The following is a 13712-nucleotide window of genomic DNA, read 5'->3' on the forward strand; positions in this document are numbered from 1 at the left end:
TTCCTGTCCCCGGACAGCCCTGCACCCGCGGGGAGAGGGGGAACCCGCGCCATTTCCTCGAAAGCCCTGCCCGCGCAGGACGTGCCGCATGAGCCACGCTCTCAACGTCGTGAAGGTCGGCGGCAGCCTGGTGGCCGATCGGGACCGGCTGGGCCGGCTGCTCGGCGCGCTCGTGGACGGATGCGACGGCCCGGTGGTGGTCGTGCCCGGCGGCGGCGGCCTCGCCGATGCGGTGCGGACGGCGCAAGGGGCGCTCGGCTTCCCCGATCCCCTCGCCCATCGCCTCGCCCTCGACGCCATGGCGGGCATGGCGCGGATCTTCGCCGCGCTCGAGCCGCGCCTGTCCGTGACGGAAGCCCCCGCGGACGCGCTCGCCGCCGGGGCCGTGCCGGTCTGGGACCCCTCGGCGCTCAAGGCCGGCCGGCCGGAGATCCCCGAGACCTGGGACGTCACCTCGGACAGCCTGGCGCTCTGGCTCGCGACCCGCCTCGGCGCGGCGACCTGCCTGCTCGTCAAATCCGCCGATCCGCGGCCCGGGGCCGGGCCGGCGGAGCTTGCCCGGGCCGGGCTGGCCGATGCCGCCTTTCCGGTCTTCGCCGCCCGCTTTCCCGGCCGGATCGTGCTGCGCGGTCCCGGCGGCGATCGGCTCTGCCGCGAGGCCGTCGCGGAGTGCGCCGCGTGAGGGAGCATCTCGTCTTCGTCACCGGGCGCCTCGCCAAGGCGCGGCTGGAAAAAATCGCCGCCGGCCTGCCGCCGGAGCGCTTCGCCTGGACGATCGCGGATGCCGGCGTGAAGGTCGCGGCGCTGATGACAGAAGAGATCATCCGCCGCCGGGTGACGATCCCCGAGGGCGCGACGCGGATCATCCTGCCCGGGCGCTGCCGGGCCGATCCGGCGGCGCTCGCCGCGCATTTCGGCCTGCCGGTGGAGCGCGGGCCGGACGAGATCGTCGACCTGCCGGTCTTTCTCGGGCTCGCCGGGCGGAACGTGGACCTGTCGCGCCACGACGTCCGCATCTTCTCCGAGATCGTCGATGCGTCGCGGCTGTCGCCGGAGGAGATCCTGGTCCGGGCGCGCGACCTCGCCCGGCGCGGGGCCGACGTGATCGATCTCGGCGGGCTGCCGGACACGCCGTTCCCGCATCTCGGCGACACCGTGCGGCTGCTCAAGTCGGAGGGATTGCGGGTCAGCGTCGATTCGTTCTCGGCCGACGAATTGCGCCAGGGCGCGGCGGCCGGCGCCGATTTCCTGCTGAGCCTCAACGAGGAGACGCTGGATCTCGCCTTCGAGACCGAGGCGGTGCCGGTGCTGGTGCCGATGCGGCCCGAGGACCTGCCCTCCCTCGACCGGGCGATCGACCGGATGCAGCGGGCCGGCAAGCCCTTCATCGCCGACCCGATCCTCGAGCCGATCCATTTCGGCTTCGCCGCCTCGCTGGTGCGCTACCACGAGACGAGGCGGCGCCATCCCGACATCGCCATGATGATGGGCACCGGCAACCTGACCGAGCTCACCGAGGCCGACAGCCTCGGGGTGACGGCGCTGCTGATGGGGGTGTGCTCGGAACTGTCGATCGGCAACGTCCTGATCGTGCAGGTCTCGAACCACACCCGCCGCACGGTCGAGGAGCACGACGCCGCCCGCCGGGTGATGTACGCGGCCAGAGCCGACGCGGCCCTGCCGAAGGGCTACGGCCGGGCGCTGCTCGCGCTCCACGACAAGCGCCCCTACACCCAGACGCCCGAGGAGATCGCGGGCCTCGCCGCCGAGGTGCGCGACCCCAATTACCGCGTGGCGATCGCCGAGGACGGGGTGCACATCTACAACCGCGACATCCACAGGACCGGGCACGACGCGATGGCGTTCTTCCCCGACCTCGGCGTCGAGGGGGACGGGGCCCACGCCTTCTACCTCGGCGGGGAGTTGACCAAGGCGGAACTCGCCTGGCGCCTCGGCAAGCGCTACGTGCAGGACGAGCCGCTGGACTGGGGCTGCGCCATGGACGCCGAGGTCGAGGACACCACCCGCTTCAAGGCCCCGGGCCACACGCGCCACAGCGGGAAGCCGTAAGCCGTGCCGCTGATCCTCGAGACCATCGTGACGACGGCCTCCCCCGACGGCGCCGTGCACCTGGTGCCGTTCGGGCTGATCCGGGAGGGCGACGATTACTGGGTGGCGCCGTTCCGGCCCTCGCCGACCATCGCCAACCTGGAGGCGCAGCCGTTCTTCGCCGCGGTCGCCCCCGCCGACATCCGGGTGATCGCCGGCTGCGTCACCGGCCGGCGCGACTGGCCGACCGTGCCGTGCCGCACGATTCCCGTGCCGCGGCTCGCCGAGGCCTACGGCCACATGGAATTGCAGGTCGTGGAGGTGCGCGACGACCCCGTCCGCCCGCGCTTCCGCGGCCGGGTGGTGCATGGGGAAGCGCACCGGCCCTTCCTCGGCCACAACCGGGCGGTCAACGCGGTGCTGGAGGCGGCGATCCTGTCGACGCGCCTGCACATTCTGGCGCCCGAGACGGTGCTGGCCGAGCTGCACCATCACCGCATCGCCGTCGAGAAGACGGCCGGGCCCGCCGAGCGCGAGGCCTGGAACTGGATCGCCGCGAAGGTCGCAGCCGCCCTGCCGCAGGCAGCGGCCGCGTCCCTCGCGATCGATGACGCATGAGACACGCGCGAACAGGAGAGACCCGATGAAGCGCATCATCGCGGCGGCCCTCGTGGCCGCCTTCGCGGCGGCCCCCGCCGCCCAGGCCCACGGCCCGACCCGCAAGAAGGTCGAGGAGAAGGTCACGATCAACGCAAGCCCCGACAAGGTCTGGGCCGTGGTCGGGAACTTCCAGGACATGAGCTGGCTGCCGCCGGTCGAGAAGACCGAGGGCAAGGGCGGCAACGAGATCAAGGCCACCCGCACCCTGACCCTGAAGGGCGGCGCCACCGTCGAGGAAGAGCTCTACAAGTACTCGGCCGAGAACAAGAGCCTGTCGTACCGGATCGACAAGGTCGACGTGAAGGTGCTGCCGGTCAACAACTACTCCTCGACGATCAAGGTCGAGCCGGCCGACGGCGGCAAGGCGTCCGAGGTGGTGTGGGACGGCGCGTTCTACCGCGGCTACATGAACAACGACCCGCCGCCCGAGCTGAGCGACGAGGCGGCGATCAAGGCGGTCAAGGCGCTGTACCGCAGCGGCCTCGACAACCTGAAGGCGAAGCTCGAGAAGGGCAACTCGTGAGCCCGGGCAGGTTCCGGAACCGCGTCGTGCGGTTTTCCGATCAGAGCCTGCATCGCGAGGAAGCCTTGAGCGAACGACGCATCGGCGCGCCGCTGCGCGGCCGCTCGACCCGGCGCCTCGCCGGGCTCTGCCTGCCCGGTCTCGTCGGGATCCTGGGGATCGGCCTCGCGCCGGTCCCCTCGCGGGCGGCGGAGGCGTTCCTCACCGCCCAGACCGCCGAGACGGTCGACGTGGTCGACCTCGACGCCCGCAAGGTGGTGGCGACGATTCCCGTGCCCGGGGCACCGGCCGGCATCGCCCTGTCGCCGGACCGCTCCCGCGTCTACGTCACCGCGCCGGAGGGCAAGGCGCTCGTGGTGATCGACGCCGCCGCGCGGCGGGTCGAGCGCCGGGTGCCGCTCGGCGGCGGGCCCCTCGGGGTCGGGGTGAACCCGGTGAGCGGGGCGGTCTACGTCGCCGACTGGTACGCCAAGCGGCTGTGGGAGGTCGATCCCACGACCCTCGCGGTGGCGGGCGAGATCGCGGTCGGCACCTCGCCGTCGGGCATCGCGGTGACGCCGGACGGCCGGTTCCTGCTGGCGGCGGACCGGGACGACGACGCCCTGTCCCTCGTCGACACCGCGACGCGGCAGCGGGTCGCGGTGATCCCGGTCGGCACGCGACCGTTCGGAGTCACGATCGACGCCGAGGGCCGACGCGCATACGCGGCCAATGTCGGCTCGAACGACGTCTCGGTGATCGACATCGCGGCGCGGCGGGAGGTCGGCCGGGTCAAGGTCGGCGAGCGGCCCTACGCGGTGGCGCTCGCCCGGGGCCGCGCCTTCGTCACCGACCAGTATGGCGGCACCGTCAGCACCTTCGACACCGCCACCCTGGCGCCGGGGCCCCGCCTCGATGTCGGCGAGTACCCGGAGGGCATCCAGGCGAGCCCGGACGGCCGAACCGTCTACGTCGCGAACTGGGAATCGAACACCCTCACGGTGATCGATGCCGCGGCCCTGAAGGTGACCGGGACGGTGAAGACCGCGGACGGACCGCGGGCCTTCGGGCAGTTCCTGCGCTGAGACCCTGCGGGACCACCCGTTCGCGGATCGGCACCGAGGGGTAGTTCGACGCGAACGGGTTGGTCACCCGCCCGCCTTGCGCCCGTGCCGGGGCAGCGAGCAGCAGCAGGACGGCCGCCGCGCCGAGCCACATCGGAGGCCGGCGGGTCAGAGGCCGGCCGCCTTGCGCAGGGCGGCGTTGATCCGCTCCTGCCAGCCCGGCCCCTCCTCCTGGAAATGGTCGAGCACGTCGCGGTCGAGGCGCAGGGACACGGTCTCGCGCAGGCCGGGCACGGCGGCCGTCCTGGCACCCGCCTTCACGGCAGGCTTGGCCTCGGGCGCCGGGCCTTCGGGCGTCTTGCGGGTCACGGCCCGGAACGCGGCCTCGGCGGCTTGCCGGGGATCGCTGCCGCGGCGGGAACGGTCGAATGACATCAAGGGTCCTCCTCGCCCAGCCCTACCATGCCGGAGCCGGACCCGAAAACGACGAAGGCCCGCCGGCGCACCGACGAGCCTTAAGGGGCAGGGTCCACGTTTCAGGGTGCGGGGGATCTCGCACGGTACGATTGCGATGGCCGACTCGGCCCCGTACCGTATTCAGCCCGCCCTGAAGCCACTATCCCTGTCGCGAATAGTCCGGTGGCGTTTCCTGGTCACCGGCATCGGCATGTGTCGCGTGAGGGCTGCAACCTTGAGACTTCATGGCTACCTCCTCGAGTTCTGCTCGACGAAGACTATGCTGCTCCTCCGCGGAGCGATGGTCAAGCGAAATTCGTAGCCGGCTGGGTCGATCTTCAGCGAGGACTAAAAACCTTACGGAAGATGAATCAGGCGGCGCGGCCGGGCTGTCCGGGAAAGAGGAGAGTCACCGGTTTCCCCTCTCCCCGCGGGCGGGGAGAGGCCCGGGCTCCGAAGGGGCTCGGGGAGCAGCGAACCGCAGGTTCGCCGCGAGGGTGAGGGGGTGTTTCCGGAGGAGCCTCACTCGTTGAGACCCCCTCACCCTCGCTCCGGCTTCGCCTCCGCTTGCCGCGTCTCCTGAACGGAGACACGGCGCTCTCCCCGCAACGAAGTCGGGCAAGCCCGACTTCGTCCGTCACTCGCGGATCCCGGGCAAGCCCGGGATCCGTCGGGGAGAGGCGGAGATCCGCGTTTCTTCTTTCCGGGCGGTCCGGCCTGGGTCGGGCGTGCGACGCGGCAGGCCCGGGCGCGGCGCGGGCTCTCTCGGGCCCGAAAACGACGAAGGCCCGCCGGCGCACCGACGAGCCTTAAAGAGGCAGGGTCCACGTTTCAGGGTGCGGGGGATCTCGCACGGTACGATTGCGATGGCCGACTCGGCCCCGTACCGTATTCAGCCCGCCCTGAAGCCACTATCCCTGTCGCGAATAGTCCGGTGGCGTTTCCTGGTCACCGGCATCGGTATGTGTCGCGTGAGGGCTGCAACCTTGAGATCTCATGGCTACCTCCTCGAGTTCGACTCGACGAAGACTATGCTGCCCCTCCGCGGAGGGATGGTCAAGAGGGATTTGGTGCCGACTTTTTTGAACTGCCGCGCTGGAACAAAACCTAAGGACAGGTTAAGGGCGTCGCCGCTTCGGCGGATCCGGGCCGTGCCGGGGTCGAGCGTCAGGCCACGTGAGCGTCAGGCCACGCGAGTGTCAGGCTACGTGCAGGATGGCGTCCTTCATCACCCGGGCGACGATGTCGCAGGTGAGCGCGCTCGCGGCGCAGTGGGTCACCTGCCGGTCGCGGTGGTCGTGGTCGAGGCGCGGGTCGCAGGCGCTGGCCAGGAAGTAGCCCGCATCGGTGATGCTCATCACGTAGACGTCCGAGGCCCGGCCGGTATGCCGGTCGATCAGCATGAACTGGGTGTAGGCCTGCTCGAAGTCGGGCCGGCCGCGCAGGGACGGTCCGCGCTCGACCAGCACGCCGTGGGGCGCGAGCTGGTGCGATGCGGCGTCCAGCACCTCGGCGGCGATGCCGCGCAGGAGCGCCACGCGCTGCTCGTCCTCGGGCGAGAGCGGCGCCTCGGCCTGATGCTCCGGCTCGGCCTCCGCCTCGCGCCGGCGGCGATGCTCCTCGAAGAAGGTCCCGAAATCCGACAGCACCACGTCCGGGCACCGGGGAACCGCCATGGCCTCCGTCATCGCACCACGCTCCCTTCGCTCCTGAGGTCGTCCCGACAGGTCGCCCAAGCTTAACGCCGCGTCCCGCCGATGAGATCCGGTCCGGTCCGGGCGCGACGGCGCTTTCCCCTCCGGCATGCGTCACGGACCGCCCGCGAGCGCCGCCGCGACCCGCGCGCAGGCGGGGTGACCGGCACCGGCGACGAGGTCGGGCGCGACGGTCTGCTGCCAGACCAGGAAGCCGGAGCCGCCGAGCGTCAGGATCGCCGAGCGCCCGGTCCGGGCGCGGCCCTCCTCGACGACGACCGAGAGGCGGAAGACCTGGCGCGGCGACGGGACCGGGCCGGCGGAGCCCGGCAGGGAGCGGATCGCCGCGGGGTTCAGCCGTCGGACCAGGGCGGCGAGGTCGAAGCGGCCGCCCTCGTTGTAGACCGTCAGCGCCGGCCGCAGGCGGGCCGCGAGGGCGGGCGTCATCGAGGGCAGGCGGTCGATCTCGTCGGTGCTGGCGAAGGGCGCGTTGCGCGGCCCCCAGGGCAGGCCCCGGGCGCGGTATTGCGGCAGCTCCGCCCCGCCGTTCGGCTCCGGCACGTCGTCCGGGTCGCGGTAGTCGACGATCTCGGCGGCGAGCGCCAGCACCTCGCGGTCCGGGACGCCGAGGAGCCGGAACGCCTCCTCCATCGCCGGGCGCGGGCTGGCGTTGAGGTCGACGAGCGTGCCCTGGTCCTGGAGCGCGAGGAAGGCGGTGCGGCCCGGCGCCAGCGGACAGGCGACGACGGTGCCGTCCTCGGGCAGCCCGATACCGGCCTGGCGGGTGGTCCGCCCCAGATCGAGCTCGTAGGCGATCAGGCGGGCGATCCCGTCCGCCGCGCCCTGGAGCCGGACGGCGTCGGCCCGGGCCTGGGCGAGGCCGGTGGCGGAGCGGACCTGCAGGATCGCCGCCGCCAGGACGGCGCCGACGACGATGAAGATCGCCAGCACCGAGAGCAGCACGAAGCCGGCCTCGCCGTCGCCGTGGGCGGCCTCCCCCGGCGGTCGCCGTCGCGGCGGCCTCACGGTCCGGGATCGAGGGCGATCAGGAGGGGGGGCCATCGGCGGCGATCCGCGGGAGAGAAGGCGACCTGGATCTCGACGAGGAGCGGCGGCCGGTCGGGCCGCGACCAGGCCGGCAGCCAGGCCGGCCGGGCGCCCTTGGTCGGCGCACCGTAATAGCGGAGCACGAGCCCGCCGATGCCGCCGAGGATCGCCTCGCTGCGGGGTGCCGCCGGCCGGTCCGGCCGCGCCTCCGCCTCGACGCGGATCTCGCGCAGGTCGAAGGCGCCGGCCCGGCCCGGCACCCGCGCGAGCGTCACCGCGAGCTCGGTCGGGCGCTCGAGGGTCTGGTCCGGGGCGAGCGCGGCGACGAGCCCGTCGGGACCGCCGCGCAGGGTCGGCCGGCTTCCGTCGGGGCGGCTCTGCGCCAAGCTGCCGAGGGTGCGCCGCAGGTGGTCGCGGACCGATTGCACCTCCTCGGCCCCGGCGGCCCGGGCGGCGGCGGTCGCGGCACCGCCGGCGATCCGCACGGCGTTGAGCAGCAGCACCCCGATCAACCCGGCGAGCGCGAGGCAGACCAGGGTCTCGACCAGGGTGAAGCCGGCCTGCGCGGCGGCGGGATCGCGCCGTGCGCGGGTCATTCGCGCGGCTCCGGGATCAGCGTCGCGTAGAGCAGCGCCCCCTCAGGCCCGCCGCGGGCGACCCGGAGCTGCCAGAGCGGCGGCACGCGGGCGAGGCCGAGGACCGGGCGCAGGTCGGTGATGCTGAGCGTCCAGGGGGTGCCGTCCGAGAAGGCGCCCTGGAGAATGCCCGGCCGCAGCGGGCCGTCGGCGAGGCGGCGCAGGACGACCCCCTCCGCCTCGTCGGCCGCGACGCGGCTCGCCTCGATCCGCCGGACCGCCCCCGCCGCCGTGCCGGCGATCTGGATCGCCATGATCGTGGCGGCGGCCGCGATGCCGAAGGCGACCAGGACCTCGACGGTGGTGAAGCCGTCCTCTTGGCCGTCCTCTTGGCCGTCCTCTTGGCGCCGGGCGGCGCGCCGGAGGATCCCTCGTCCCCGCGCGCTCATCGCCCGTCCTCCCGCAGCACCCGGCCGGTGAGCGCGCTGACCGACAGCACCCGGCGCGCGGCGCCCGCGGCGAGCACGATCCGCCCGCCGGAGGCGCTGCCGTCGGGCAGGAGCCGCAATTCACCGGGTACCGGCCGCCCGGTCGGGCCCGGCTCGACCGCGACCGCGAGGCCGCCGACCGGGATCGGCGCCGCGCCCGGGCGGGAGCTGACGAAGCGGGCGCCCTGCGGCTCGAAGGCGAGGCGCCCGGCCCGGCCGGTGCGGATCGCCTCGGCCCGCAACCGGCCGATCTCGGCCGCGACGGTCTCGGAGACGAGGAGCGCGCGCCGGTCGAGGGCGCCGGGGCCGAGCGACTGGAACGCGACCCCGGCGGCAAGCCCCAGGATCGCCATCGTCACCAGCATCTCGACGAGGGTGAAGCCCGCCTGCCCGGCGCCCTCGCCCATCAGCCGGCCGCCCCGACGAGGAGCGCGGCGTGCAGGCCGAGCGCCAGGAACGGCCCGAACGGCAGGGCGGTGTCGCGCCCCACCCGCCGCCCCGCGAGGGCGAGGAGGCCGAGACCCGCGAGGGCCGACAGGCTGGCCGCCAGGATCAGCACCGGCAGGCCGGCGAGCCCCGTCCAGGCGGCGGCGGCGGCGATGAACTTGACGTCGCCGAGGCCGAGGCCGATCCGGCCGGTGAGCCGCGCGTGCAGGGCGCGCAGGGACCGGAACAGCGCGTAGGCGACGGCCGCCTCGGCGAGGGCCGAGCCGAGGCCCCACGCCCCCTCGCGCCAGGCCGCCACGGACAGGCCGAGGAGCAGCAGCGCGAGGTTGAGCGCGTCCGGGATGATGCGGGAGCGCAGGTCGATCAGGCTCGCCGGCAGCGTCAGCGGCAGCGGCAGCAGGGCGGGCAGCACCGCGCCGGCGAGGAGGGCGGCCGACATCACGCCCGCCGGCCCGGGCGCGAGCGGGCCGGCGCGAGGGCGAGGATCCGGTCCGGCGGGATCCGCGCCGAAGGGGGCGGCAGCGGGGTGCCGGCCGGGACGAGCGGCGACGCGACCGGGACGGCCGGCAGGGCCGCGGGCCCCGGCATCGCGCCGGGCGCGGGCGGCCCGGCCCCGGCGGCCCGGCCCCGGCTCCATTCGCGCAGGTGCAGCCAGTACACGTAGGCCGCGAGCGAGGCCGCCGTCACGGCGGCAAGCCACAGGGCGAGGAGCAGGGTGGCGGGCACCCGGCCGTTCAGCTCGCGCATCAGCCCGAGGGCGAAGGCGGCGTACCAGGACACGCCGGAGACCGCGCCGGAGACCAGGAAGATGCCGGTGCGCAGGCCCGACACCCCGTCGAGCATCGGCCGGGACAGGTCGCGCAGGACGCCGGGCAGCACGACGGCGTGGATCAGGAGGCCGTTGATCGTGAGCACCAGCACCACGGCGATCTTGGCCCAGAGCTTCGGGTTGTCGAACTTGTCGGGCGACTCGACCGCGTAGACGGCGAGGAAGCCGAGCCCCGAGAGCCAGAGCAGGCCGAGGCCGACCGAGACGACCTTGCTGACGAACAGGAAGATCCGGGCGATCTCGCCCGGCAGGCTGCCCCAGCGCATCCAGCGCAGGATCCAGAAATCGAGCATCGTCGCGCCGCCGAGGCCGAAGGACAGCCCGATGAGGTGCACGGCGACGAGCAGCGTCAGGACGCGGACCGGCGGCAGCGGCGCCGGCAGCGGCAGCGCGAGCGGTTCGGCGGCGAGCGCCGCGCCGCCGAGGGCCAGGAACGCGGCGAGCGAGAATCCGGCGAGCGGGAGCCCCGCGACCGCCCGGGACCGCCGGCGGGACCCGCCTGCACGGCCCGAATGTTCGGCTGAGCGGTCCATGCTTCTCCCCTGCCGTTGTCCCAGAGCCTCGCCGTCGCGGCGCGGATCCTGGCGGGAATTGGATAACAAATCCCGACTCGCGCCGCGGCCCGCCCCTCCGTCAGGAGCGGCAGTGATGGCTTCTTTACGAAGGGATGGCACGTTGCCGGGCAGTTCTCCGCCCGTCCCGAGGCCGCACGATGCTCGTCACAACCATGCAGGACCGTCGCGTTTCGCGAAAATCCCCCGAGGCGACGCGCGACGGGAGCCAGTCCGGCTTCTCCCTGGTCGAGCTGCTCGTCGTCCTGGCGATCATCGGCATGATCGCCACGATGGTGACCCCGCAGGTGCTCGGCTATCTCGGCCGCGCCAAGGGCGAGACGGCGCGCATCCAGGTCAAGAACATCGCCCAGGCGGTCGAGCTCTACTACCTCGACCTCGGCGCCTACCCGACGACCCAGCAGGGCCTGCAGGCGCTGGTGCAGCCGACCGGCGCGGCCTGGCGCGGCCCCTACGTGCGCGACGCCCGCGGGCTGACCGACCCCTGGGGCCACGCCTATCTCTACCGCGCCCCGGGCACCGGCGGCACGCCGTTCGAGGTCTACAGCCTCGGCGCCGACGGCAAGGCCGGCGGCGGCGGCGACCAGGCCGACGTCGCGAGCAACTGACGGCCGGGGGCCGGCTCCGGTCCTCGGCCCGCCTTCCGGCAGTATCGGGACCCGGGAAAGACAATCGGACCGCGCGCCTCACCGAGTGTCGACCGGTCGCCGACGAGGCGATCGTCTCGGGAGATCGGACCTGACGTCGCGCCCGGACGGTGATCGAGCAGGCGACTGCTCCGGCATGCCGCACGCGGAAGCTGCAAATACCATTTGCAGCAACTGCCGGAGCGGGGCCGCGGCGACGCCTTCAACTCCTCGTTAACCATAACTCCCCTAACGTCCCGGCCATCACGGCGGGTGCGAAGGGACGGCGAGCGGATGACGAGAGGTGCGCCTGTCCTCGCCCTGGCGCTCGCCTGCAGCTGGCCGCTCGCCGCCCGCGCCGCCGAGCCGATCCACCCTCATGCCGGCGCGCGGGATCCGGGCGCCCTCGTCCTGCGGGGCGACGACCGGCTGATCGGCGGCGAGGCGCCGGCCCGGGAGCCGATCCCCGGCGGCCCGGTGAGCCTCAACCTCGTCGAGGTGCCGCTGCCGGTGGCCGCCAAGGCGGTCTTCGCCGACACGCTCGGCTGGGGCTACAGCCTGGACGAGCGGGCCTCCGGCACGATCACCCTGCAGACCGGCGGGCCGGTGAGCCGCGAGGCGCTGCTGCGGATGGTCGAGACCGCGCTGGCGAGCCGCGGCCTGTCCCTGCGCCGCCACGGCCGCAGCGTGCAGATCGTGCCCGCCGGCACCGCTCCCGACCTCCGGCCGGTCCAGGGCGTGGGCGCCGAAGCGGGCGCGGTCGCGGTGCCCCTGCGCTGGATCTCGGCCGTCGAGATGCAGGCGATCCTCGGCTCGGTCGCGCCGCGCGAGGTGGTGCTGCGGGCCGACCGGGCGCGCAACCTGCTGATCCTGTCGGGCGACGCCAACCAGATCCGGGTTCTGCGCCAGACCATCGCGGTGTTCGACGTCGACTGGATGCGCGGCATGTCGACCGCGATGGTGCCGGTGCGCAGCTCCAACCCGACGGCCCTCGCCCGCGACCTGACCCAGATCTTCGGCGGCGAGACCGCCGGCACCGGCGACGTCATCCGCTTCATCCCCAACGAGGCGCTGAACGCGATCCTGGTGGTGAGCGCGCGCGCCGCCTATCTCGACCGCGCCCGGGCGCTGCTGGAGCAGCTCGAGACCCTGGCCGCCGACCGCGAGCGCCAGCTCTTCGTCTACCGGATCCAGAACCGCTCGGCCAAGGAACTCGCCGCCGTGCTGCAGGGCGTGGTCATGGCGGAGATGGGCGGCGCCTACGGAGCCGCCGGGATGGGGGGCGGCTACGGCGGCGGCGCCTACGGGGGGACCTCCGGGGGTTACGCCGCCATGAGCGGCGGGCTTCCGGGCGGCGGGCTTCCGGGCGGCGGGCTCGGCGGGGGCCTCGGGGGGGCGGGCGCCATGGGGGCCGGGGCGGCGGGCGGCGGCGCGGCGGGCGGCGCCTCCCCGTCGGGCTCGGGCTGGGCCTCGGGGTCCGCCGGCGATCCCGGCACGGGGGCGGCGGGGCTCGGCGGCCCGTCCGGCGCGGCGGGCGGCGGGTTCGGGGGATTCGGCACGGCGGGATTCGCCACGGGAGGCCTCGGCACCGGCGCACCCGCCGGCGGGGGCATGTTCGGCGGCGGGGGCTATGGCGGCGGGCTCGACCCGACCGTCGCGGGCGGCCCCGGGATGCGGCGGGACGCGATCGGCATCGTGGCCGACGACGCCAACAACAGCCTGGTGATCTCGGCGACGCGCAACCAGTACGACAAGATCCTGCGCATCCTCGGCCGCCTCGACGCGATGCCGACCCAGGTGCTGCTCGAGACGGTCATCGCCGAGGTGACGCTCAACGACAACCTCGCCTTCGGCGTGCAGTGGTTCCTCAAGCAGCAGGGCAGCCGGTTCAACCTCGGCAGCACCGATACCAGCAAGGCGGCGACGGGCCTCGGGCTCAGCGGCACCTCCGGGCTGGTCGCCGCGGCGGCCCGCGGGGTGCCGGGCTTCAACTACCTGCTCGCCGGCACCGACTTCAACGTGGTGCTCAACGCGCTCCAGGGCGTGACGCGGGTCAACGTCATCTCGTCGCCCAACATCACGGTGCTCGACAACCGCACCGCCAAGCTCCAGGTCGGCGATCAGGTGCCGATCATCAAGCAGTCGGGCCAGAGCGCCCTCGTCGCCGGCGCGCCGATCCTCAACCAGATCGAGATGAAGGACACCGGCGTGATCCTCTCGGTCACGCCGCGGGTGAACAAGAACGGCCTCGTGGTGCTCGACATCAACCAGGAGGTCAGCGACGTCGTCCCGACCACGACCTCGGCGATCGACTCGCCGACGATCCGCCAGCGCCGGGTCGCCACCAGCGTCGCGGTGAGCGACGGCCACAGCCTCGCCATCGGCGGCATGGTGCAGGAGAAGGCGCAGATCACCAACGAGAACCTGCCGGTGCTGAGCGACCTGCCGGTGATCGGCCCGGCCTTCCGCAACCGGGTCGACCAGCGGGTCCGCACCGAGCTCCTGGTGTTCATCCGCCCCCGGGTGATCCGCGGCACCGTCGAGGCCGACCGCATCGCCGAGGATTTCCGCCAGCAGTTCCGGGCGATGATGCCGGTGCGCCCGGTGCTGCCGCCCCCGCCCCTGCCGATCGCGCACGAGGGCACGCAGGGCATCCTGCGGCGGATGCTGGATTGAGGCTCCGCCGGCCCCGGCCGGCCCGTC

General features: G+C 73.6%; 15 protein-coding genes. 7 read left to right on the forward strand and 8 right to left on the reverse strand.

Features of this window, described 5'->3' with window-relative positions; all coding sequences use genetic code 11:
* Positions 1-88: 88 nt before the first annotated feature.
* The 5 genes from A5481_RS09310 to A5481_RS09330 all read left to right on the forward strand — a co-directional run bounded on the left by A5481_RS09310 (position 89) and on the right by A5481_RS09330 (position 4296).
* Positions 89-682, forward strand: coding sequence for an amino acid kinase family protein (locus tag A5481_RS09310; RefSeq protein WP_048434914.1), 594 nt, complete (start codon positions 89-91; stop codon positions 680-682).
* Positions 679-2070 carry a DUF6513 domain-containing protein gene (locus A5481_RS09315; RefSeq protein WP_048434923.1) on the forward strand — a complete coding sequence of 464 codons (1392 nt, stop codon included), beginning with the start codon at positions 679-681 and terminating at the stop codon, positions 2068-2070. Before A5481_RS09310 ends, A5481_RS09315 begins: the two co-directional genes overlap by 4 nt.
* A gap of 3 nt (positions 2071-2073) precedes the next feature.
* Positions 2074-2667, forward strand: a complete 594-nt coding sequence (locus tag A5481_RS09320) for a DUF447 domain-containing protein (protein ID WP_048434913.1) — start codon at positions 2074-2076, stop codon at positions 2665-2667.
* Positions 2668-2692: 25 nt separating this feature from the next.
* A complete protein-coding gene (locus A5481_RS09325) occupies positions 2693-3232 on the forward strand; it encodes an SRPBCC family protein (protein ID WP_048434912.1) in 540 nt (179 codons plus the stop codon).
* A 131-nt stretch (positions 3233-3363) separates the two neighbouring features.
* Entirely contained in the window at positions 3364-4296 is a 933-nt protein-coding gene (locus A5481_RS09330; protein WP_048434922.1) for a YVTN family beta-propeller repeat protein, read from the forward strand.
* A 147-nt stretch (positions 4297-4443) separates the two neighbouring features.
* Here the strand turns inward: A5481_RS09330 and A5481_RS09335 are convergent, their stop codons facing one another.
* The 8 genes from A5481_RS09335 to A5481_RS09370 all read right to left on the reverse strand — a co-directional run bounded on the left by A5481_RS09335 (position 4444) and on the right by A5481_RS09370 (position 10344).
* Positions 4444-4710: a BrnA antitoxin family protein gene (locus A5481_RS09335; protein WP_048434911.1), complete on the reverse strand. Its 267-nt coding sequence runs from the start codon at positions 4708-4710 to the stop codon at positions 4444-4446.
* 1220 nt (positions 4711-5930) lie between these two features.
* Complete coding sequence (locus A5481_RS09340; protein WP_048434910.1) at positions 5931-6419, reverse strand: hypothetical protein; 489 nt, start codon at positions 6417-6419, stop codon at positions 5931-5933.
* Between the two features lie 120 nt (positions 6420-6539).
* Complete coding sequence (locus A5481_RS09345) at positions 6540-7451, reverse strand: type II secretion system minor pseudopilin (RefSeq protein WP_048434909.1); 912 nt, start codon at positions 7449-7451, stop codon at positions 6540-6542.
* Positions 7448-8068 carry a prepilin-type N-terminal cleavage/methylation domain-containing protein gene (locus tag A5481_RS09350; RefSeq protein ID WP_048434908.1) on the reverse strand — a complete coding sequence of 207 codons (621 nt, stop codon included), beginning with the start codon at positions 8066-8068 and terminating at the stop codon, positions 7448-7450. The genes A5481_RS09345 and A5481_RS09350 overlap by 4 nt, the downstream gene beginning before the upstream one ends.
* On the reverse strand, positions 8065-8496 hold the full coding sequence (locus tag A5481_RS09355; RefSeq protein ID WP_245238924.1) for a type II secretion system protein: 432 nt from the start codon (positions 8494-8496) through the stop codon (positions 8065-8067). The genes A5481_RS09350 and A5481_RS09355 overlap by 4 nt, the downstream gene beginning before the upstream one ends.
* Complete coding sequence (locus tag A5481_RS09360) at positions 8493-8942, reverse strand: pilus assembly FimT family protein (RefSeq protein WP_048434907.1); 450 nt, start codon at positions 8940-8942, stop codon at positions 8493-8495. The genes A5481_RS09355 and A5481_RS09360 overlap by 4 nt, the downstream gene beginning before the upstream one ends.
* On the reverse strand, positions 8942-9421 hold the full coding sequence (locus tag A5481_RS09365) for a prepilin peptidase (protein WP_048434906.1): 480 nt from the start codon (positions 9419-9421) through the stop codon (positions 8942-8944). Before A5481_RS09365 ends, A5481_RS09360 begins: the two co-directional genes overlap by 1 nt.
* Entirely contained in the window at positions 9421-10344 is a 924-nt protein-coding gene (locus A5481_RS09370; protein WP_064503896.1) for a hypothetical protein, read from the reverse strand. The genes A5481_RS09365 and A5481_RS09370 overlap by 1 nt, the downstream gene beginning before the upstream one ends.
* Before the next feature lie 194 nt (positions 10345-10538).
* Here A5481_RS09370 and gspG point away from each other — a divergent pair, with 194 nt between their 5' ends.
* A complete protein-coding gene (gspG, locus tag A5481_RS09375) occupies positions 10539-10991 on the forward strand; it encodes a type II secretion system major pseudopilin GspG (RefSeq protein WP_425339748.1) in 453 nt (150 codons plus the stop codon).
* A gap of 312 nt (positions 10992-11303) precedes the next feature.
* On the forward strand, positions 11304-13685 hold the full coding sequence (gspD, locus tag A5481_RS09380) for a type II secretion system secretin GspD (RefSeq protein ID WP_064503897.1): 2382 nt from the start codon (positions 11304-11306) through the stop codon (positions 13683-13685).
* The last annotated feature ends 27 nt before the right edge of the window (positions 13686-13712 follow it).

The sequence above is a fragment of the Methylobacterium platani genome (assembly GCF_001653715.1).
GTDB lineage: Bacteria > Pseudomonadota > Alphaproteobacteria > Rhizobiales > Beijerinckiaceae > Methylobacterium > Methylobacterium platani.

What these genes read in the sequence shown, in the direction of transcription:
- A5481_RS09365 (WP_048434906.1), bottom strand. Translation starts at nt 9,421, where the DNA reads ATGTCGGCCGCCCTCCTCGCCGGCGCGGTGCTGCCCGCCCTGCTGCCG.
- A5481_RS09360 (WP_048434907.1), bottom strand. Translation starts at nt 8,942, where the DNA reads ATGGGCGAGGGCGCCGGGCAGGCGGGCTTCACCCTCGTCGAGATGCTG.
- A5481_RS09310 (WP_048434914.1), top strand. Translation starts at nt 89, where the DNA reads ATGAGCCACGCTCTCAACGTCGTGAAGGTCGGCGGCAGCCTGGTGGCC.
- gspD (WP_064503897.1), top strand. Translation starts at nt 11,304, where the DNA reads ATGACGAGAGGTGCGCCTGTCCTCGCCCTGGCGCTCGCCTGCAGCTGG.
- gspG (WP_425339748.1), top strand. Translation starts at nt 10,539, where the DNA reads ATGCAGGACCGTCGCGTTTCGCGAAAATCCCCCGAGGCGACGCGCGAC.
- A5481_RS09370 (WP_064503896.1), bottom strand. Translation starts at nt 10,344, where the DNA reads ATGGACCGCTCAGCCGAACATTCGGGCCGTGCAGGCGGGTCCCGCCGG.
- A5481_RS09350 (WP_048434908.1), bottom strand. Translation starts at nt 8,068, where the DNA reads ATGACCCGCGCACGGCGCGATCCCGCCGCCGCGCAGGCCGGCTTCACC.
- A5481_RS09325 (WP_048434912.1), top strand. Translation starts at nt 2,693, where the DNA reads ATGAAGCGCATCATCGCGGCGGCCCTCGTGGCCGCCTTCGCGGCGGCC.
- A5481_RS09335 (WP_048434911.1), bottom strand. Translation starts at nt 4,710, where the DNA reads ATGTCATTCGACCGTTCCCGCCGCGGCAGCGATCCCCGGCAAGCCGCC.
- A5481_RS09340 (WP_048434910.1), bottom strand. Translation starts at nt 6,419, where the DNA reads ATGACGGAGGCCATGGCGGTTCCCCGGTGCCCGGACGTGGTGCTGTCG.
- A5481_RS09355 (WP_245238924.1), bottom strand. Translation starts at nt 8,496, where the DNA reads ATGAGCGCGCGGGGACGAGGGATCCTCCGGCGCGCCGCCCGGCGCCAA.